15 protein-coding genes are annotated in these 19,796 nt (G+C 53.2%); 10 read left to right on the top strand and 5 right to left on the bottom strand.

Annotation, left to right across the window (positions count from 1 at the left end; genetic code table 11):
- Positions 1 to 145: 145 nt before the first annotated feature.
- Positions 146 to 709 carry a TetR/AcrR family transcriptional regulator gene (locus tag O9H32_RS17850; protein ID WP_269867480.1) on the bottom strand — a complete coding sequence of 188 codons (564 nt, stop codon included), beginning with the start codon at positions 707 to 709 and terminating at the stop codon, positions 146 to 148.
- A 191-nt stretch (positions 710 to 900) separates the two neighbouring features.
- Between O9H32_RS17850 and O9H32_RS17845 the strand changes: the two genes are divergently transcribed.
- The 4 genes from O9H32_RS17845 (at position 901) to O9H32_RS17830 (ending at position 6,000) form a co-directional block, all read left to right on the top strand.
- Positions 901 to 2,406, top strand: coding sequence for an FAD-dependent oxidoreductase (locus O9H32_RS17845; protein ID WP_269867479.1), 1,506 nt, complete (start codon positions 901 to 903; stop codon positions 2,404 to 2,406).
- Between the two features lie 338 nt (positions 2,407 to 2,744).
- Positions 2,745 to 4,280, top strand: a complete 1,536-nt coding sequence (locus tag O9H32_RS17840; RefSeq protein ID WP_269867478.1) for a sodium:solute symporter family transporter — start codon at positions 2,745 to 2,747, stop codon at positions 4,278 to 4,280.
- A gap of 30 nt (positions 4,281 to 4,310) precedes the next feature.
- Positions 4,311 to 4,604: a hypothetical protein gene (locus O9H32_RS17835; RefSeq protein WP_269867477.1), complete on the top strand. Its 294-nt coding sequence runs from the start codon at positions 4,311 to 4,313 to the stop codon at positions 4,602 to 4,604.
- 67 nt (positions 4,605 to 4,671) lie between these two features.
- The gene (locus tag O9H32_RS17830; RefSeq protein WP_269867476.1) at positions 4,672 to 6,000 is read left to right on the top strand and encodes an LLM class flavin-dependent oxidoreductase; all 1,329 of its coding nucleotides are present in this window, start codon (positions 4,672 to 4,674) and stop codon (positions 5,998 to 6,000) included.
- 137 nt (positions 6,001 to 6,137) lie between these two features.
- On the opposite strand, the gene O9H32_RS17825 is transcribed toward O9H32_RS17830, so the two are convergent.
- Genes O9H32_RS17825 through O9H32_RS17810 form a run of 4 tightly spaced genes read right to left on the bottom strand, consistent with a single transcriptional unit; the run spans position 6,138 to position 11,482 of the window.
- A complete protein-coding gene (locus tag O9H32_RS17825; RefSeq protein ID WP_269867475.1) occupies positions 6,138 to 7,925 on the bottom strand; it encodes an alpha-glycosidase in 1,788 nt (595 codons plus the stop codon).
- A gap of 45 nt (positions 7,926 to 7,970) precedes the next feature.
- The gene (locus O9H32_RS17820) at positions 7,971 to 8,795 is read right to left on the bottom strand and encodes a sugar ABC transporter permease (protein WP_269867474.1); all 825 of its coding nucleotides are present in this window, start codon (positions 8,793 to 8,795) and stop codon (positions 7,971 to 7,973) included.
- Positions 8,792 to 10,105 carry a carbohydrate ABC transporter permease gene (locus tag O9H32_RS17815; RefSeq protein WP_269867473.1) on the bottom strand — a complete coding sequence of 438 codons (1,314 nt, stop codon included), beginning with the start codon at positions 10,103 to 10,105 and terminating at the stop codon, positions 8,792 to 8,794. Before O9H32_RS17815 ends, O9H32_RS17820 begins: the two co-directional genes overlap by 4 nt.
- Before the next feature lie 45 nt (positions 10,106 to 10,150).
- On the bottom strand, positions 10,151 to 11,482 hold the full coding sequence (locus tag O9H32_RS17810; protein WP_269867472.1) for a sugar ABC transporter substrate-binding protein: 1,332 nt from the start codon (positions 11,480 to 11,482) through the stop codon (positions 10,151 to 10,153).
- Between the two features lie 309 nt (positions 11,483 to 11,791).
- On the opposite strand from O9H32_RS17810, the gene O9H32_RS17805 reads away from it, so the two are divergent.
- The 6 genes from O9H32_RS17805 to O9H32_RS17780 all read left to right on the top strand — a co-directional run bounded on the left by O9H32_RS17805 (position 11,792) and on the right by O9H32_RS17780 (position 19,784).
- The gene (locus tag O9H32_RS17805) at positions 11,792 to 12,595 is read left to right on the top strand and encodes an aminoglycoside N(3)-acetyltransferase (protein ID WP_269867471.1); all 804 of its coding nucleotides are present in this window, start codon (positions 11,792 to 11,794) and stop codon (positions 12,593 to 12,595) included.
- A 169-nt stretch (positions 12,596 to 12,764) separates the two neighbouring features.
- Positions 12,765 to 14,519, top strand: coding sequence for a helix-turn-helix transcriptional regulator (locus tag O9H32_RS17800; protein WP_269867537.1), 1,755 nt, complete (start codon positions 12,765 to 12,767; stop codon positions 14,517 to 14,519).
- A gap of 274 nt (positions 14,520 to 14,793) precedes the next feature.
- Positions 14,794 to 16,788, top strand: a complete 1,995-nt coding sequence (locus O9H32_RS17795) for a beta-lactamase family protein (protein ID WP_269867470.1) — start codon at positions 14,794 to 14,796, stop codon at positions 16,786 to 16,788.
- Between the two features lie 122 nt (positions 16,789 to 16,910).
- Positions 16,911 to 17,756, top strand: coding sequence for an STM4015 family protein (locus O9H32_RS17790; RefSeq protein ID WP_269867469.1), 846 nt, complete (start codon positions 16,911 to 16,913; stop codon positions 17,754 to 17,756).
- 2 nt (positions 17,757 to 17,758) lie between these two features.
- On the top strand, positions 17,759 to 19,006 hold the full coding sequence (locus tag O9H32_RS17785; RefSeq protein WP_269867468.1) for an STM4014 family protein: 1,248 nt from the start codon (positions 17,759 to 17,761) through the stop codon (positions 19,004 to 19,006).
- The gene (locus tag O9H32_RS17780; protein ID WP_269867467.1) at positions 18,999 to 19,784 is read left to right on the top strand and encodes an STM4013/SEN3800 family hydrolase; all 786 of its coding nucleotides are present in this window, start codon (positions 18,999 to 19,001) and stop codon (positions 19,782 to 19,784) included. The genes O9H32_RS17785 and O9H32_RS17780 overlap by 8 nt, the downstream gene beginning before the upstream one ends.
- Positions 19,785 to 19,796: the final 12 nt, after the last annotated feature.

Below are 19,796 nucleotides of genomic sequence, written 5' to 3'. Positions count from 1 at the left end.
GTGGCTGTTAGTTATCGGTATCAGGAGAAGATCAAAAGCAGTTAAGCAGCCTTAGTACGGTATTCTATCGGACTAAGGCTGCTTAACTGCTCTTATTTTATATGGGTCGACTTGACCGGGGTAACTTCATTGGCGGGCGCCGGTTCTATTCCTTGCCAATCGCCTCTTCGACATGCTTCCAATCGAACACCTTCTTTAACTCATGATATACCTCTTCCCCCGTAAGGGGCATCTCATTCTCGATCCACCAATGGACAACGCCCAGAGTAGCCCCAGCGAATGCGGCCATAACAATCTCCGAGGAGCTGGAAATCGTTTGAGTTTTAGATTCTGTGCGGAGACGCTGCGTTATTCCCAAGGTCATTTCTTGTTTGATGACATACCTTAATGAGTCCCGTTCTTCCTGCAACAGCTGAGAGAATAACCTTTTGTATTTGATGGCGACAGCAAACAATTTTAAATGCACCTCTTCCGTGCTGCCTTCCGAGAAATGAAACTCCTCAGCAATTTGCTTTAGGGAATAAGCTAGCAAATCATATTTATCATTAAAATGGGTATAAAAGGTAGCGCGATGAACCATGGCTTCTTCACAGATTTCTTTTACGGAAATGGCATGAAACGAATGATGATTCATTAATGACAGCAAAGCTTGAGAAAGCAGCATACGAGTTCTTTTGACTCGCAGGTCTTCTTTTTTTTTTGGTCCCATACACATTTCCTCGCTTCTGTATCGTTAATCGACAGTTCCGCTTTATTGTTTATTGATTAACGTAATTATACACCTTACTATATAAGATACAACAGTAAATAAAGCATACACATGTCTAAAAAATGCACATGAGTCTAGTGATCAGAGCAGCTATGACAATTCCCAGGGAGCTGGAAAAGGAGACGGTAAAGATGGATAACCGGTTAAAGCCCCAAGAAACAGCCATTGTGATCGGAGGAGGCATCGCAGGCCTGCTCGCGGCCCGCGTTCTTTCTGATTATTATCAGGAAGTGATCATTGCCGAAAGGGATGAGCTGCCGCAAGAGCCGTCTGCTCGTCCAGGTACGCCTCAATCGTTTCATCCTCATCGTGTACTACCACGCGGGAATATAATTATGGAGCGTTTCTTCCCCGGCTATATCGATGATTTATTAGCTCAAGGGGCTGACCCCACACAGGATGAGAAAATGAGCCTATTCACGTCACACGGAGCTGTAGAAATTTCCTCCAATGAAAAAAATGCAAAGAGCAGCCGGGCATTATTGGAGTGGACGCTCCGCCAGCGTGTACAAAGGATTGTAAATATACGTATTCTTCCAGGGCAAGTGACAGGTCTGCAAACAGCGGCGGACGGCAGGCAGGTGACAGGGGTTCATATCAAAGAACGAATCGAACCGAAACAAGAAGCACGGCCCGTGGCGGCAGACCTGGTAGTGGATACGAGCGGACGTTCTTCCAAAGTCATTCCATGGCTGGAGGCTATGGGGCTTGAGGTGCCGGAGGCAGAACGTTTGAAGGTGTCGCTTGGCTACAGCACGCGTTATTACCGGGTGCCTCAAGGAATCAAAGAGAAATGGGGCGTCATGATTTCGGAAGCACAGCCTGCGAAAGGAATCGGTACGGGGATGCTGGGGTATATCGAAGATCACATGGCTCAAACGCTGCTGTTTAGTGCCGGGGGTGCACATTATCCTTCAACGGACCCGGAAGAGTACGAAAAGGAACTACAAGCCTTAGCTAGCCCCATGCTGGCGGAAGTGGTCAAAGAGCTGGAGCCGGTGGGCGCTCCGCGGGGCTACCGTACACCCGAATCGGTTCGTCAACACTTTGAGCAGATGGAAGATTGGCCGTCCGGATTACTCGTATTAGGCGATGCGTTTTGTAACTTTGACCCGATCCATGGGCAGGGGATGACCGTCGCTGGGATCGAAGCCGAAATGCTGGGCCTTTGTTTGAGCGAACAGCGGCATACCCCAGAGCCCAACTTTGAACGCAAAGTACTGCAGCGCATGCAAGAGGCGATTGAACCGGCGTGGTGGTTGAGTTCGGTTGCGGACCTGCGTTGGAACGGAGTCGCGCATGTGGGAGCCGAGCCGTTAAAAGGCGTAACCTTTGCGCAGAGCTATATTGATTTGTATGTCAAACAAGCCGTGAAGCTGGCGAACGAGGAGAACGATCCTTCTATGTTTCTGCAGTATTTTATGATGAACTCCTTGGTCCTTTCGCCAAGGGAAATCATCAATCCGCATATACTGAGCATGTTATTGACCGGGGATGGATCTCCTGAGGAGAAGCAATTGTTAGCTGAACTGGGGGATGCAGATGAGCAGCACATACAAGAGAGATTAGATGAGCTGATCCCTTCCTTTGCGTTGGCATATAGTCAGGAGACACAAATTTCGTTTTCTTCGATTTGACCTTTTATTAGGAGGGCCACACCTGCACCAGGTGTGGCCCTCCTCTTATGTTTCTACAACAAATATCCATATTTTCCTACCCTTGATTTATTTGACTAGCAATGAAGGAAGGATCATAAGGGCTTGCGATTGATTTAGAATAAAACCTTTGACAACCTTTTTGGTGTGATGCTAAGATAACTCAATCCCAAGTAACTTGGTAGGTTAACTTTAATTAAAATGTCAACTGGTTAACCAGAGACAGAGTCGATCCTAAAGGAGACTTTATTCTTTTTCTTAGGAAATGGTTTCTTATTAGGCAGCTTGTGTTTCATATCAAGAGCAATAGGGGGAGCAAAATGCTGCAAGCAAATCACATTCAACCCTACATCGGATATATTCTCATGGCAGGACTAGGATTGTTTATGCTATTCATAGCTTTATCGGTAAGAAAGTCACTGGTTCGTACTACGCATGACTACATTATTGCAGACCGAAAAATCGGCCTTGGCTTCGGGGTAGGTTCTGTAATCGCGGTCTGGACATGGGCGATGGCGGTCATGATGTCGTCCGGTCAAGCCTATTCATGGGGGTTATCCGGCCTCTTCTGGTTCACCGTTCCGAACGGCATCGCGGTCATGGCGATGGTTCCTTTTGCATTGCGGCTTCGGAAGGTGATTCCAAACGGCTATACCATCACCGACTTTATTCGTTCCCGTTTTCAGAATCGTCCTGCACTTATTATCGCGATTATTGGCATGATTTTTGGTATTTTCCTTGAGATCATCATTAACCTGAAGGGGGCTGTACTGCTCGTTCAGACGATATTCGGCATCCGGGAGATTATGATTCTTGCGATCGTTATTGTGGTCGTCACGGTCTATTCCTATTTCGGAGGAATCTGGACGTCCGCGATAACGGCTACCATCAACACACTGCTGATTACAGTACCTGCTGCCATTGTTGCCTTGTATGTGCTCTATAAGGTCGGCGGACCAGGGGTAGTGTTCGACTCCCTGAAGAAGCAGGATCCGGAACTGCTGTCGATCTTCCGCCCTGAAGCCGCGGCAGGCTTCGGCGTTACGCTGGCACTCGGTCTCCTTGCCTCCACCGTAGCGGATCAGACGTTCTGGCAGAAGGTATGGGCCATTAAGCCGAATTACGTGAAAAGAACCTTCATCTGGAGCGGAGCCTGGTTCTATCCGATTCCGATCGCGCTCGGACTGATTGGGTTGGTTGCGCTTGGTATCGGCCTTAAACTGGAGGACATCGGCGGCGATGTCACGGCAGTAGGTCCTTACCTGATTTCTCATTTGGGCCTGCCTCTGATCATTGTGATTTTGTATGCCTTGCTCGTACTAAACGCTTGCTACTCGACAATCGACGGTGCCTTCTCGGCTTTATCGTCCCTTGTGGCCGTGGATATTGTCAGGCCGCTCTGGCCGCGTCTGTCGGAGAAAAAGCTGTTTGCGGTTACGAAGCTCAGCATCGTCGCCTGCGCGGTTGTGGCAGGAGCAATCGTCATGTCGGGCCTGAATTTTGTCAGCCTTGTACTGACGACTTATGCCATCAAGACCTCGCTGCTTATCCCGCTCATTCTGGCGATATATTGGACCAAGCTGACAAGCAAAGGGTTTCTCTGGGGGATCGTGCTCAGCACCGCGATCGGGCTTCCCGTGCGCATTGCGTACGATGAGCTGGTTGGCACACTCGTCATTTTCGGTGTCAGCGCTATTGTGCCGGTGGTATGGAGTCTATTGTCCAAGGAAAAGCCGTTTGATTTTAATGTGCTGAAACATACGAATCAACTTAACGATGAGCTTGCAGAGCATGCTGTGTCAAATCAAGCAGGGCATGCTTACATACCCAAAAAGTCTGCAGGCAGGGAGGTGTAAATCGATATGGGATACGTAATCGCAGCCTCCATGATCTCGGTTATCGTCAGCCTCGTTTACCTTGGTTATGTATGGCGGTCCTTTCGTCTAGTAAGTCAAGAAAGGAACGCTTCTCATACGATGGCGGCAAGCGAAGGAACGGAATGGCAGAATGAGAAGTGGTTCAGCTGGAAAGCGTTCATCAGCATTGCTGCGTCAAGCGTCATTCTCTTTGCCTTGGGCAAATCGGCGGTGCTGTGGAATTATGTTCCGTTCATCGCGATTGGCTCTGCTATAGCAGTCATTCTTGCTTTCTCAATCGAATTTAAACATAGATCACAGTAAGAATTACACTCGTTTCAAAGAATAACAGTCACCCTATCCAGGGAACCAACGAAGGAGATCTGTAGATATGAGCGCTAACCCATCTAAAAAGAAGGCTCACTTGCTTGGTTTTATTCAACATGGAGTAAACAGCCATGCTATCGGGATGTGGCGCCATCCGAAGGACAAAGTGAATTGGGACTGGCAGAAGCCGGCATATTGGCAGCATATGGCTCGGACGATGGAGCGTGGATTATTCGACGCGATGTTTATCGCCGATGAGCTGGCCCCCTACAACACCTACCAGGAAAGCTCAGACGCATGCGTCAAATACGGTGTCCAATGCCCGACGCACGAGCCATCGACGATCGTACCGATCATTACCACTGCAACTGAAAAGCTTGGCGTCGGTGTTACGCTGTCTACTGCCTTCGAGCACCCCTATTCGATGGCTCGCAGGTTATCGAGTCTCGATCATTTATCAAACGGCCGGGTTGCCTGGAATATTGTTAGCTCTTATTCCAAAAGTGAATGGGATGCCTACGGTCAGGATATGACCGTACGGGCCGACCGCTATGAACGGATGGAGGAATACGTGGATCTGTGCTGCCAGCTCTGGGATTCGTGGGAGCCGGATGCCATCATCGCAGATAAAGAGAGTGGTGTATTCGCTGACCCGAATAAAGTGAAAGTCGTTGAATTCGAAGGGAAGTATTTCAAAAGCAGGGGAAGGCATTTCTGCGCGCCATCTCCTCAAGGTCGTCCCGTGTTCTGGCAGGCGGGATCGTCCGACCGGGGAAGGGACTTTGCAGTCCAATATGCGGAGGCTATATTCGCTGTACATCCGACAGCGGAGCGGATGAGACAGTACACAGACGATATTAACGCACGCCTTGCCAAATTTGGGCGTCCCGAAAATTCGATCGTTCGGATTTTCGGATTGCAAACCGTGGTAGGGCTGACCCGCGGAGAAGCAGAAGAGAAATATGAGCGTCTTAAGGCCAACATTCCTCTGGAAGCGGCATTAGCCTGGATATCGGGGCACTTTGGACTCGATTTCTCCAAGTATAGTCCGGATGAGTACATCCAGAATATCGAGGTTCCCGGTATCCAGGGATTGTTTGAATCTGTCATTTACTTAAAGGGTGGAGAGCCCGTGACAATTCGTGAGGCTGCTCTGTACTATGCCCAGGGCATGGGCATGCCGATTGCGGTAGGAACCCCGGCGGACATTGCCGACCAGATGGAGCATTTTATGGATGAGGGCGGTGCGGATGGATTTATGCTCATTGCCACCAATACACCAGGGTGCTTCGAGGAATTCGTTGATCTGGTCGTGCCGGAGTTACAAAGGCGGGGACGATACCGGACTTTCTATCCCGGTGAGACACTGCGCGAAAATCTTTTAGCGGAGTGATCATCGTATGGTGGAAGGGACTACGGAGCCGCCAACAGAGAAGTCCAATAAAACCGGCATAGAATCCATGCCGGTTTTATTTTTTTTCATTATGCCGATGTCGATGAGGCCATCACCTACCACGTCATGCGACTTTCTCACGTCTCGACCAGCAGCACGCAGCCGAAGGGCGGCAGCGTCAGCACCTGCCGCGCCGCGGGAGCATATACCGCTCCCGACAGGGCATCGGTCAGCTTCCCACCGTCCAGCCTTCCGGCTGGCAGATCGAGCTCCAGCTCCACCGGGTTCGGGCTGTGGTTCATCACTGCCAGGACCAGGTCCGTGCCGTCGTCGCGGATGTAGCCCAGCACCCCGAGCGCCTCCTCTTCGAGCCAGCTGCGGAATGTACCCCGCCGCAATGCGCGGTGGCGCCGGCGCAGCGCGATCATGGTGCGGAAGAAGCCGAACAGCTCCCGGTCCTGCGCCTCCTCCTCCCAGACCATCGGCCGCCGGCAGTCAGGATCATAGCCGCCCCTCATGCCCACTTCGTCGCCATAGTAGATCATCGGCATACCGGTATAGGTCATCAGGAAGAAGATGGCAAGACGCAGTCGTTCCACGGCGTACAACTTGTCATTCCAGCCCAGTCCGTGACGCTCGCACAACGTCAGGAACCGGTCGGTATCGTGGCTGCCGATCAAGTTGAACATCGCCTGGTTGGCGGCATCGCTGTGCATCATCCGGTTCAGGGCCAGCCGGGAAGAGAACTCGCGCACCCCGATGGCCTGCTTCGCGAAGAAATCGACGAGCGCTTCGCGAAGCACATAATTCATCACGCCGTCGAATTGGTCGCCGCGCAGCCACGGCCCCGCGTGATGCATAATCTCGCCGATAATCAGCGCATCCGGCTTCACCGCTTTGACCGTCTGCCGGAACCCGCGCCAGAACCCCATATCGACCTCGTTGGCTACGTCGAGGCGCCAGCCGTCGATGCCGGTCTCCCGGATCCAATAGGCCGCCACCTCCAGCAGGTATTGAGCCAGTCCGGCATCGGATGCGCGGAGCTTGGGCATCGTCTTGATTCCCGTCGCGAAGGTGAGATAGTTCGCCTCAGGCTCCTCGGTAACCGGGAACCGGTCGGCGTAATACCACTGACGGTAGCTGGAATTCTCACCTTTCTCGACTAGATCGCGGAACGCGAAGAACTCATTGCTTGAATGATTGAACACCGCATCGAGCATCACCCGGATGCCTAGCGCGTGCGCTTCGGCCACCAGGGTCCGCAGCAGCTCCATATCACCGAACTGCGGGTCGACCTGGAGATAATCGGAAATATCATACTTGTGCGTCGAAGGGGACAGGAAGACCGGAGTCAGGTAGATCAGATTGACGCCGAGGTCGTGCAGATAAGGAAGCTTCTGCCGAATGCCGGCCAGATCGCCGCCGTACCACGAGTCGGGACGGGGACGGGCCTCCGGCGACCAGGCTTCCGTCTGCGCGGGATCGTTGGAGGTATCTCCGTTGCAGAAGCGCTCGGGGAAGATCTGGTATACAACCGCATCGTGGATCCAGTCCGGCACCTCGTGCACATTCGATGGGTTGAGGTAAGGGAATTGGAACAGCCCGGCCTTATCCCGGTGCACGGACGCCCCGCGTTCACCATACCACAACGCTTGGCCCTCAGCGTCCTCCAGCAGGAATAGGTAGCGCACTCGGAACGTCATTGTCTCGATAAGTCCCTCGAAGTAATCGTGTGCGCCCGTCGAGGCTGCAAGCTCCAGCTCAAGCGGCACCTCATGTCCGTACGGGACATAGCGGTCCGAATGCAGCACCCTCGCTCTGGCCACCTCGCCGCGCTTGGCGCGGATGCGCACCTTGATAGCGTCGGAACGCACGGCGAAGGCATAAGGGATATCGTCAATATGATAGATTGCTTCCAGATTCATAGCAGGTTCTCTCCTTTTTTTCTTATCAGGACCGTCCCATCCGGTCTATCCCTTGGCCGCACCGGCGGTCAGGCCGTCCACCAGGAACCGCTGCAGCCAGATAAACAGGATCATAACCGGGACGGCGAGCAGTACCGCGCCGGCCGCGAAGACCGTGAAATCGGTGGAGTTGAAGCGGCTTACCATGTCATAGAGCCCGATGGCCAGCGTCGTCTTGTCCCCGGTGCGCAGGATCAGCTTGGCGAAGATGAAGTCGACCCACGCCCCGTTGAAGATCACCAGGCTTACATAGGTGAGCATCGGCTTCGACAGGGGAAGCATGATGCGGGCGAAGATCTGCCAGTTCGTCGCTCCGTCGATTCGGGCCGCCTCGTCCAGAGTCCGGGGAATGGTGTCATAGAAGCCCTTGGCTACGAACACGTTGGAGAGGAAGGATCCCGAGCTGTAGACCAGGATAAGCGCCCAGTGGCTGTTCAGCAGATTGAGCTGCAGGAGGAGCACGTAGATGGCGATCATAGACATGAAGCCCGGAAACATGTTCAGCACGAGGATCCCCATGAGGCCATAGCGCCGCCCCACGAACCGGAAGCGGGCCACCGCATACGAGCCGAGCAGCGTGAGGAACGTACCGAACAGGGTAGAGAAGATAGCGACCTTCAGCGTGTTCCGGAACCAGAGCAGATAATCGTATTTGCGTCCAGACAGCAGCTCCCGGTAATGATCCAGGGTCAGGCCCTGCGGCAGCAGTGTCTCGCTGTACAGGCTGGTCCCTGTCTTGAACGAGGAGAGCAGAATCCATAGCGCGGGATACAGACTGGCCAGCAAGGCGGCAGCCAGAATGACATAGGTCAGGATCAGTCTGATGTTCATGCTGACATATCCTCCTCGCGGTAGGATCGGCTTCGCCGGTAATTGATGATGGACAGGCTTGCTACGATAATGAAGATGAGGATACCGATCACCGCAGCCATATTATACTGCCGGTTGTTCAGCGTCAGCTTGTAGAGCCAGGTCACGAGCAGATCCGTGCCTCCCGCATACTGGTAGTCTGAGATGGCGGGATTGCCCTCGGTCAGCAGGAAAATCACGTTGAAGTTGTTGAAATTCCCCGCAAACTGCATGATGAGAACGGGAGCCGTAGTGAACAGGACCAGGGGCAGGGTGATGCCACTGAACCGCTGCCACGGGGAAGCACCGTCTACCGTGGCAGCCTCGTACAGATCCCGGGGGATGGTGGTCAGCACGCCCGAGATCAGGATCATGGACAGCGGCACCCCGATCCACATGTTGACCGTTAGCACCGTGACCTTCGCCCAGAAGGGGTCGGTCAGCCACGGCAAGCCTTCCAGACCCAGGAGCCGGAGGGTTTGGTTCACCGGGCCGAACTGGTTGTTGAGCAGATTGCGGAATACCAGCAGCGACACCAGGTTCGGAAGCGCGAAGGGAATGACCAGCAACGTGCGCCACAACGCTTTGAACTTCACCTCCGGCTGGTGGATCAGCACGGCCAGCGCCATCCCGCCGAAGTAGGTGGTGATCGTGGAGAGCAGGGTCCAGATCACGGTCCACCCGAACACCCCGAAGAACGTGCGGCTCCAAGATTGGAGAGAGATCAGATTGGTGAAATTCTGCAGCCCCACCCAGTTCACAAGCTTGGCGGGGGGCAGGTTGGGGGCGGCAAAGTCGGTAAAAGCGAGCAGAATGCTGAAGAGCAGCGGAAGCACGGTCAAGAAAAGCGCGGCGGTCAGGGGAAGCGCCAGAATGATGTAGGGAAAGTGCCGTCCGCCCAGCGCCAGCAGGCTCTCGCGGAAGGTCTCCAGCCTCTCGCCCCGCTCCGCGCGGCTGGCCTGACGCTTCGCATCCCGGATGCTGAGCACATAGAGGCCTGCCAGAAGCAAGAGAAGGATCAGGGCGATGAGTCCGTCGATCATGAGGAAGATCGAATGGTCGCCGTCCGTCATCCGGTATTGATTGCCCGTCTTGACCATCTGTCTTGGCGTGGTGCCGAGTGTGATCAGGCCGTGCAGGCGGCGGGTCAGGCCGGCCGCTCCCCAGCTGACGGCTGCGGCGCCGACTGCCGCAAATGCCAAGCCCTTCATATACTGCCGGTTATACAGCTGTCCGGCACCCATCCACAGGGCGGACAGCGCGGCGGCCTTCGTAGTTCGATTCCATTTCATAGGCTCATGGCCTCCTGCCAAAAGGTCGTAAGGGTAGGGTGATCCTTATTTGTGGGGGGACTGCTTCTGATTCTGGTCCCGGATCGTCTGGACCGCCTTGTCCAGGGAAGTCCGTACGTCCGCCTTGTCATTCCATATCGCGGAGATGGCGGCCTCCACGGGAGCCCAGACATTAGCCATCTCGGGAAGGGAGGGCATGGGATGGGAATGACCGAACTGTTCCAAGAAACCGCTTACAACTGGATCCTTCTTCAGTAGGGGATCTTCCGCTGCCTCTTTGTCGGCCGTGATACTGCCGGTGGCCTTGAAGTTGGCCAGCGCATTCTCTTTGTTCGTCAGAAAATCAGCCAGAAGCTTGGAGGCGTTCGGGTACTTCGTATACGAATTCACATAGTAGGCACGAATGCCGGAGAGCGAGATGCTGTTCCTCCCCCCGGGCAGCTGGGGGAGGGGAGCGACACCGAAGTTGACCTGATTCCGGAAGCTCCCTACGGACCAAGGGCCGTCGATGTTGAAGGCCAACTTGCCCTGCTGGAACAGCTGCGTCTTCACATCATAGGTGACATCGGCCGTCTGCACAGGCAGAATGGACTTCAGACTCTGGAAGTAGGTCATACCTTCCACCGCCTCCGGAAGATTCAGGCCGATGTCCGAAGGGTCTGTACCGTTCTTGCCGTAGACGTAACCGCCGAGGGCACTGATGAACGAGTAGTTATAATACAAGCTCTTGTTCTCCCACATGACGGCGTACCGATTCGTGGAGGGGTCATTGAAGGTGCGGGCGAACTCGGCAATCTCCTCCCAGGTGCGGGGGGCCTGCTTGACAAGGTCTTTGTTGTAATAAAGCGCATACGTCTCTATCGATTTGGGGTAGCCGTAGAGGATACCGCCGAAGGTAACCGCTTGCACAGCGGTCTCAAGCTTCGTCTGACGGATGCTCTGCGCGAGCACATCATTGGGAAGCACCAGGTTGGCGCTGGCTACATCCCCCAGCCGGTCATGCGGCAGCAGCACAACATCCGCCGCGAGGTTGGCCGGACCGTCGTTCGCCAGCTTGCCCGGCTGGTCGGGCGACGGGACTTCCTCCATCGTAACCGGGACGCCGAACTTCGCTTCGAACGCTTTCAGTGCAGGGAGCAGGAAGGCGGATTCCGACTTCTCTTCCCAGATGGTTAGCGCTGCCCCCGCTTCGGGCATCAGCTCAGCCGCTTCGGCGGATCCAGCGCTCTGCGCTCCCGTCTGCTCCGGGGCGGGGGAGTCGGCGGCATGACTGCCGGAGGAGCCGCTGCCGTTCAGACTGCAGCCGGACAGCGAGCATGCGAGAAGAACGGCCGTGACACTACGGATCCACAGCTTGCGTGAACAATTCAAACTCATCGTATGAGCCCCCCAAGGGTATGAAATTTACAGGAAACCGGTTTCCACGAGAACAAAAATAGCATAATCTTCCTGAAGGCGCAATCCCATTTTTTTTGCAGGCCTTGGGAGTTCAAGCCCACTGGAACTACATGTTCCTCCGTTTGGGCTATTGCGCAACAGCCTCACCTGCTGGTATAATCCGGAATCAGATAGACGTGTAAACCAAAGGGCAATGCTTCCCGGACGCATCCGGTGACAACCCCGCTGATCTCAGCGGGGTTATTTCTTTGGGCGAAGAACAAGCAACGTAGAAGGAGGCCCCAGAACATGGAAGAATCAGTTGAAAAGAAAGCGGTACTGACGCAAGCGGACCTGGCAGAGGGATGGAGACAATGCGGCCTGGCGCAGGGACACGCGGTCATTGTCCATGCGTCGCTAAGCCGGCTTGGGTATGTGGTCGGAGGGGCCGAGACGCTGATCCGGTCGCTGCTCGAGGTGGTCGGGGAGGAGGGAACGCTCCTGATGCCATCCCAGACCTGGCGTAACCTTGACCCGGCTGCCGGTGTGCACTGGGAGGCTCCCGTAGAGAGCTGGCCGGTCATCCGCGCACACTGGCCCGCTTATGATAAAGACATTACTCCCGCAGTAGGCATGGGGGCCGCAGCAGAGATGCTCCGGAAGTGGCCCGGCGCCCGGAGGTCGGACCATCCGGCCCGCTCCTTCGCAGCGGTCGGCCGGTACGCGGAAGAGCTCACCGAAGGGCATGACCTCTCCAACATCTTCGGCGACGGATCACCGCTCGAGAGGCTGTACCGGCGCAGCGGGTATGTGCTCCTGATCGGCGTAGGGCATGACAAGAACACTTCGCTGCACTTGGCGGAAACCCGGGCTCGGTTCCCCTCCAAGCGATACTCGGAAGAGAGCAGTGCCATGCGGGTAGGCGGCAGGAGAGAGTGGGTCACTTATACGACCCAAGTCGTAGACGACAGCGACTTCCTGCGCCTCGGGGACGAGTACGAGCGGGAGAAGGGACTTGCAGTCCACAGAATTGGCGGTGCGGACGTCCGGTTACTGGAACAGCGGCCGCTGGTCGACTGGGCCGCCGCGTGGATGGAACGGCATAGGTCCTAAGGATGCCGTTATGGGAAGCGGGCGAGAGGGAAACTGCCGGCGGGTCAAAAAAGACTCGTCGTATTCCCTCGGATTAAGAAACCGTCCGCCGCTTAGAAAAAAACGCAATGAACGCAACGAGGGTGATGAATTGCTGGACTTTATCAAGCGTTGGTATTGGTATGACTGGATGATGTTCGTCATTCGGACCATCCTTTTCGTTTCTCTTCTCTTTACAATGGAACATGTTTCTGAAAAGTTGACTGTCCCTTTCTGGTTAGGGGCTCTGTGGGGGATCACGGCTTTTTTCATTCCTTGGGTTTGTTTACAAAGGCACTATACGTATTACCTGATCGCGGAAATGGTCATATCAGGGGGATTATGCCTATACATGGTCTCCTTGTTCCCCGAAGCCTACGTGGCTTTTTTAAGTCCGGCTTTTATGATTGCCAGCAATAGCGCCCAAAAGTCATACCGTTGGTCTGGCCCGATGACCATCTTGGTCTTCCCCGCCTTATTTGCGGAACTGTCTGAACCAGGCAGCCTGCTAACCATGATCTTCCAATTCGGCCTCATTTACGCGGTAGGGTTTGCCTTTCAATTGCTGGTTGTGAACCATCGGCAAAGTCAAATGATTCGTGATCAATATGCCGTGCTGGAACACTATTCGTCGCAAGTGGCGCGAATGACATTGGCGGAAGAGCGAAACCGGCTCTCGAAGGATCTTCATGATACCATGGGACATTCCTTTACTTCCATTATGATGGGGCTTGAAACGTTACGCTTGGAAGTGAACACCCCGGAAGGGGAGCGGAAACTCGATTCCTTGGTAAAACTAACCCGCGGCAGTCTGGATGAGGTCCGTCAATATTTGCATCAGGTTGGCGCTGCACAAGATTCTCTTACCCTTGTAGAGTCGTTGCAGGCATTGACGGCGGAGTTTCAAGCGCTGACTAAAGTGACGGTTCGAATAAGGATACTAGGCGATGAGGTTCAGGTATCCAAACAGGTCAAGATGACCCTGTACCGTTGTCTGCAGGAATCGCTGACAAATGCCGCACGTCACGGACAGGCGGGTGAAATTGAGGTTCGCCTGCAGTTTGAGGAGAAGCAGATTCGACTGGTAGTGCAGGACAACGGGGTGGGTACCGAAGAACTTCGGGCGGGTTTTGGTTTAACGGCGATGAAGGAGCGCGCTTCCGATTTGCAGGGACAGGTGTCCATTCACTCGAATCCGGACGAAGGAACGGTCGTGACCTGCACATTGCCCAGGCAAGTGGAGCAGCAGGAGGAGGCGATCCGGCTGCTGTTGGTTGACGACCAGCCATACATCCGGGAGAGCCTTCAAGTGATGTTGGAGAGAGAAAAAGATCTCCAAGTCGTGGGACTTGCGGAGGACGGGGAGCAGGCGGTGGAACAATGCGAGCGGCTTCGCCCACATGTCGTTCTCATGGATCTACATATGCCCCGTATGGACGGTGTGGAAGCGGCCAAACGAATGAAGCAAAAGTATCCGGGTGTCCGTGTGCTGATCTTGACCACATTTCAAGAGACCGAAAAAGCTGTGGAAGCTTTGCGGAGCGGAATCGACGGGTACTTATTAAAGTCTTCGGAGCCGAAGGAGCTTTCCGAAACGATACGTCTTGTGCATCGCGGGGTGAGAATGATCGCCCAAGATGTCACCAGCCAATTGATTCAAAACTATGGAGGAGCTTCTAGGGAGCAACCGGCAGAGCCGGACAAACCGCTTCCTCCTTCGGGGTTGACCCCGCGGGAGATGGATATTTTGCTGTGTTTATCCAAGGGGCTTCGTTATAAATCGATCGCGGCCAAATTGTATTTATCTGAAGGAACCGTCCGCAATTATGCTTCCACGATTTATGCCAAGCTGGGCGTTCGCAATCGGGATGAGGCTTTACAAAGAGTTTTCGGAAATCAAATATAGATGGTTTGGGAAGACGGCACGGGTTTGTACCTTTGAAAAAAGGACCAGATCCGTGCTTTTTTATTTATCCGGTGCATTTGCCCAGCATGAATGTCATATGACATTCTGTCATCCCGGCAGGGAATTCGCTTGCGGGGCGCGGGATAAAAAAAACGGTGACAGAAAATCACTCCCTCCTATGACACGTGGTTTGCCATACTAGCCCAAGAGAAGGAGGACAGGCTAGAAGCGAACCGATGTTTCACGAAACAAAAGACGAGAGGGAGAACAAACCATGAGCAAAATGAATCCCAAGTTGAATTTGGCGGCGCTAGTATTGTGTGCGGCCCTGATGACGGCATGCACCCCATCCGATAGCATACCTGTATCGGAACAGGCAACGGAACAACCGAACCTGGATGGCCCGCAGGATACCAAGGAAGCAGAGGCATTTGCCGATTCTTTATTTGCAGAGGTAATGAAAAAATACAATGTCAACGGTTCAAATTTTGTTGTTGTCAAGGATGGCAAGGTATTGGTAAACAAGGGGTATGGCTATGCCGATCTGGAAAAGAAAATTCCTGTCGATCAACATACCGTCTTCCAAATCGGTTCCGTTTCGAAGACATTCACCGGATTGGCCGCCATGCAGCTTGCCGATCAAGGGAAACTTGACCTTCATGAGGACATCCAAACGTACTTGGGAGGAATGAAGATTCCAAACAAGACCGAAAAAAAACTGACCATGTTTGATATGCTTACGTATACGAGCGGGGTTGATTTACCAGATAGTACAAGTTTTATTGGGCCTGAGTATGTAGATAAGGACATCCCGATGAAGCAGTTCCTCCTGGATCATATGCCTACGGTGGTCCGGCCTCCCGGTGAAGCTTATACGTACGATAACTTTGCTTTCTTGTTAGCGGGATATGCGATAGAAAATGTAAGCGGCATGCCGTTCCATCAGTACATGGACAAGAATGTGTTCAAGCCGCTGGGCATGAATTCGACCAGCGTACGTATCATCCCGAAGCTTCTCGATCGCATGGCCGCTCACTATAATCCGGCCGGCGACCTGATTCCGGTCGAAGGAACTGCCCCGACCGACGGGCCGCAGGGGAGCATCATATCGACTGGCGATGATATGGCCAAGTACTTGATTATGCAGCTGCAAAAAGGAAAATACGAAGACCGGCGGTTGGTCAGCGAAAAGGCGGCCGAGCAGATGCACACGTATCAGATTTTCGCCGATAAGAGCATTCCGATCACCACCGTAGGGGGATTCGAAGGCTACCGCAAAGAACTGGCGAATGGCCAGCATGTCGTTTTGAAGGGCGGGAATATGACGGGCCATCAATCTTTGATCGTTTTGGTACCCGAGAAGAACACCGCATTTTATATGTCGTACAATAATGATACGATGATGAGTTTGGAAGTATATGAAGCCTTTATGGATCACTATTTTCCTCAGACGAAACAGCCGGAGAAACCTGTGTATGTCCCTTTGGCTGAAAAGGATGCGGAGAAATACGTCGGACTGTATCAGAATACGCGCTTTCATTTCTTGAAATCGAAATTTTCGTACGCCGACGGGACGTTGCAGATGGAGACAGGGACGCCGGGCAAGCACACCTTCCAGATGATTACTCCGCTGCTGTTTGAAGACGAATCCGGCAATAAGCTGGCATTTAAAAAAGACCATCGCGGATCCATTGAATATTTTTATTACGACAATTTTGAGGGATTTCACCTGGGATCGGATTCGCGAAAAATCCATAGGAAGCCGCCGTTTCCCGATGTAGCGGAGGAAAACAAACATAAAAGCTTCATTGACGATTTGCATGCCCTGGATATCATGGGAGCAAAATCGGGCGGCAACTTTGAGCCGCAGGCAATCATGACGCAAGGCGAGTTTGCTGACGCGCTGTTTCGTGCCCATGGAATGTATGGGTTCCCCTATGCCATTGAAGGAACGAAAAAGCAAATGATAGCCGGTCTCCCTCCATTGGACTCGAATGCGGGCATGACAAGGCAAACCGCAGCGGTCATGATTCAAAACCTGAAAGCACTCAAGCCGGCGTCCGAAGTCCGATTGAGCGGTCAAACGGACGCGTGGGCGGTTGAGGCCGTTACTGCGCTGGTTTCGCAGGGCGTTATCGATCCGGATACCATCGTACAGGCCGATGGCACCGTCGATTTCCGTTCCAACCAGCCTTTGCTTCGGCAGGAGGCAGCTGCCCTGTTGGATAAAGCGTTTGGCCATTATGCTTTACCGCTCCCGATAAAATAAAACGTTACACATAAACACGGCGTATCCCTCGTCGATCTGGTGCTGCCGAAGGTACATTTGAAACTCGCAAGAGTGACTCTTATAATAAGAAAGGCTAGTACTCATTTCCAGGAGGTCGTCTTATGCCCGTGCGTAAACTATCTGTCGATTATGATCAATACGAGAATGGAGTCGAAATCGTAAGTTTAATAGAAGAGCTTGCAGACAAAGAAGAGAGCTTACAGCTTGAAAGCCTCATCATCGGTGACTGGGGCGGCGCCTACGAGAATGATTCCAGTGAAATTGTCGAAGCGCTGGTTCGGTTGAAAGACCGCTTTCCACAGCTGCGCAGCTTGTTTATTGGCGATATGTCCTCAGAAGAATGCGAGGTCTCTTGGATTAATCAATCCAACCTGGGCCCGATTCTATCTGCTTATCCCGAGCTTAGCTCACTCACGATTCAAGGAAGCACAGGGCTCAGCCTGGATCCTGCTCGCCATGACAAGCTGGAGGAGCTTACGATCATTTGCGGCGGGCTTGGCAAAGACGTCCTTGCCAGCATTAGCGAAGGCAGCTTCAAAAACCTCAAAAAGCTGGAGCTGTATCTAGGGGTGGAAAACTATGGATTCGACGGGAGCCTCGAAGATGTTCTCCCGCTGATCGAGCCCGGAAAATTCCCCCAGCTTACCTATCTTGGGCTCAAAAACAGCGAAATTCAAGACCAAATTGCGATTGCAGTAGCCAATGCGCCTATTCTTGATGGACTACATACGCTGGATCTTTCCCTGGGTACGTTAACGGATGCTGGCGCTGAAGCACTGATCAACAGTGAGAAGATAAAGAAACTGGAGCATCTTGATTTAAGCCATCATTACATGTCGGATGAAATGATGAATCGGTGGAAGCAGTCAGGCCTGAGCGTAGATATCAGCGATCAGCAGGATGCGGAGGATGACGAGGATTACCGCTATCCTTCCTTGACGGAATAAAGATGCAATCGATGATTGTCATTGGCAATTCCGATAATAGAAGAACAACCGGACTGCAAGCGGCGAGAGCTCGGCTGGGGTTACCCCCAGCCCTTGTTTTGAATTATATCGATGTGCTGCAGGGACAAGCATCCTTGAGTTCGATTGTACAAAGTCTGGGGCGGGGGACGATGGATGAACCGCCCTTGCTTCGGCTCGACGCGCCAGGGGAGCATTTTGAAGTGGAACGTGAGCTTATAGCACTTGGCGCCCCTGATGCGGCAAGCCTCCCTATAGACGAGCGATGGGTGGGGTATAACAAGAGCGTGGTTCAGCCTATTCCGGTTAGGACGGCCCATGGTTTGAAGGAAATCAAGGGCAAGCTGTATCATCCTTCCCAGTGGTTTCGCGGGTATTGCAGGCTGTTGTCCCGACTGGACAGGGAGGCCATACAGCTGTGGAATACGCCGAGATGGATGAATGCTCCTGAGGAAATAGCCGCGATGTTCGATAAGAGGCACACGCACCAGATCTTATCATCCGCTGGATTGCCGGTGCCCAGAAGACTAGCTTCGCCGGAAGCCATTGCGGATTACAATACTCTGCGGGATGCTATGGTGAATGAGCGGATGCACCGTTTATTTATTAAGCTGGCATCAGGCTCCGGCGCGTGCGGCGTCATGGCGTACCAAGTCAACCCCGCTACAGGGGCAGAATCGGCCGTGACTACGATTGGTGTGCAGAGCTATCAAACCAGACCTCCGTTATTCTATAACGTCAAAAAGCTGGTGACCTACACAGAACGCCCTGTCATCCGCCAAATCATCAACTGGTTATTAGGGCATGGCGCTCATATAGAGCAATGGATTCCGAAAGCATCTTATCAGGATCGCGCTTATGATATCCGGCAGCTTGTGGTAGCCGGTAAGGCTTGTCACAGTATTGCCAGGGCAAGCCGAACACCGATAACGAACTTGCATCTCGATAGCGACCGGCTCAGCTTGGATGCAATTGGCCTGCCTGACGAGCTTCAGGCTGCCGTGCGGCAATGTGCCGAACAGACGTTAGCGGCCTTTCCACATTCTACCGTCGCGGGCATCGATGTATTATTGAGCAGCACGTCCTTTCGGCCCTATGTACTCGATGTCAATCCGTTCGGAGATTTGCTGTATCATAGTCATTATGAAGGACATGACCCCTATGAATGGGAAATGAGAATGGCTTCACTCCCTTCGAGGATCTCAATGGAAGGGGATCACCACCATGTTTAACATGAATGAAATTGTAGGCAGTCATGATATTCTCATGATTACACTGGATACGCTGCGCTATGACGCCGCCGTCATGGAGGAAGACAACTGCCCGAACCTGTGCGGCAGCGGACCTTGGGAACTTCGGCACACGCCGGGCAGCTTCACTTATGCGGCGCATCATGCTTTCTTCGGCGGATTTCTGCCCACCCCGGCTACAACCGATAAGTCAGAGCATGTTCGATTATTTCATTCGAAGAATACGGGATTCAAGATCCATCCCTATACATGGCAATTTGATTCGACGGATATCGTGTCCGGATTGCAGGCAGAGGGCTACCGTACGATCTGTATTGGAGGCGTCATCTTTTTCACCAAAAAAGTTCCGCTCGCCAAAGTGCTTCCCGGCTATTTCCAGGAAAGCTATTGGAGAATGAACTTTGGGGTTACGAATCCACGCTCTACCGAGCATCAGGTGAACCATGCCATCAAGCTGCTGCACAATTCGGAGAAGACGGAGCGTCTGTTTCTGTTTATGAATATTTCAGCGATTCATGGGCCGAATCATTATTTTGTGCCCGGAGCGAAGAAAGACTCGGTAGAGACGCAGCGCGCGGCACTCCGATATGTTGACGGCGAGCTTGGCCGATTATTTCAGGAATTCAGAGAACGGGAACGGCCTGTATTTTGCATGGCGTTCTCCGATCACGGCACCGCCTTCGGTGAAGATGGCTACAACGGCCACAGGCTTGCCCATGAGGTCGTATGGAACGTGCCTTATCGCGAATTTATTTTGTAAGGTGAGAAGAGG

Origin of the sequence: Paenibacillus caseinilyticus, assembly GCF_027533645.1 — a bacterium.
In the GTDB taxonomy this organism is placed as follows: Bacteria; Bacillota; Bacilli; order Paenibacillales; family NBRC-103111; genus Paenibacillus_G; species Paenibacillus_G caseinilyticus.
Note: the sequence above shows the minus strand (reverse complement) of the source record. Positions and strands in the feature narration are given on the sequence as shown.

Coding starts and splice junctions, on each gene's coding strand:
- O9H32_RS17830 (WP_269867476.1), top strand. CDS start 4,672: ATGAGCGCTAACCCATCTAAAAAGAAGGCTCACTTGCTTGGTTTTATT.
- O9H32_RS17845 (WP_269867479.1), top strand. CDS start 901: ATGGATAACCGGTTAAAGCCCCAAGAAACAGCCATTGTGATCGGAGGA.
- O9H32_RS17850 (WP_269867480.1), bottom strand. CDS start 709: ATGGGACCAAAAAAAAAAGAAGACCTGCGAGTCAAAAGAACTCGTATG.
- O9H32_RS17795 (WP_269867470.1), top strand. CDS start 14,794: ATGAGCAAAATGAATCCCAAGTTGAATTTGGCGGCGCTAGTATTGTGT.
- O9H32_RS17820 (WP_269867474.1), bottom strand. CDS start 8,795: ATGAACATCAGACTGATCCTGACCTATGTCATTCTGGCTGCCGCCTTG.
- O9H32_RS17825 (WP_269867475.1), bottom strand. CDS start 7,925: ATGAATCTGGAAGCAATCTATCATATTGACGATATCCCTTATGCCTTC.
- O9H32_RS17810 (WP_269867472.1), bottom strand. CDS start 11,482: ATGAGTTTGAATTGTTCACGCAAGCTGTGGATCCGTAGTGTCACGGCC.
- O9H32_RS17805 (WP_269867471.1), top strand. CDS start 11,792: ATGGAAGAATCAGTTGAAAAGAAAGCGGTACTGACGCAAGCGGACCTG.
- O9H32_RS17840 (WP_269867478.1), top strand. CDS start 2,745: ATGCTGCAAGCAAATCACATTCAACCCTACATCGGATATATTCTCATG.
- O9H32_RS17785 (WP_269867468.1), top strand. CDS start 17,759: ATGCAATCGATGATTGTCATTGGCAATTCCGATAATAGAAGAACAACC.
- O9H32_RS17835 (WP_269867477.1), top strand. CDS start 4,311: ATGATCTCGGTTATCGTCAGCCTCGTTTACCTTGGTTATGTATGGCGG.
- O9H32_RS17780 (WP_269867467.1), top strand. CDS start 18,999: ATGTTTAACATGAATGAAATTGTAGGCAGTCATGATATTCTCATGATT.
- O9H32_RS17800 (WP_269867537.1), top strand. CDS start 12,765: ATGATGTTCGTCATTCGGACCATCCTTTTCGTTTCTCTTCTCTTTACA.
- O9H32_RS17790 (WP_269867469.1), top strand. CDS start 16,911: ATGCCCGTGCGTAAACTATCTGTCGATTATGATCAATACGAGAATGGA.
- O9H32_RS17815 (WP_269867473.1), bottom strand. CDS start 10,105: ATGAAATGGAATCGAACTACGAAGGCCGCCGCGCTGTCCGCCCTGTGG.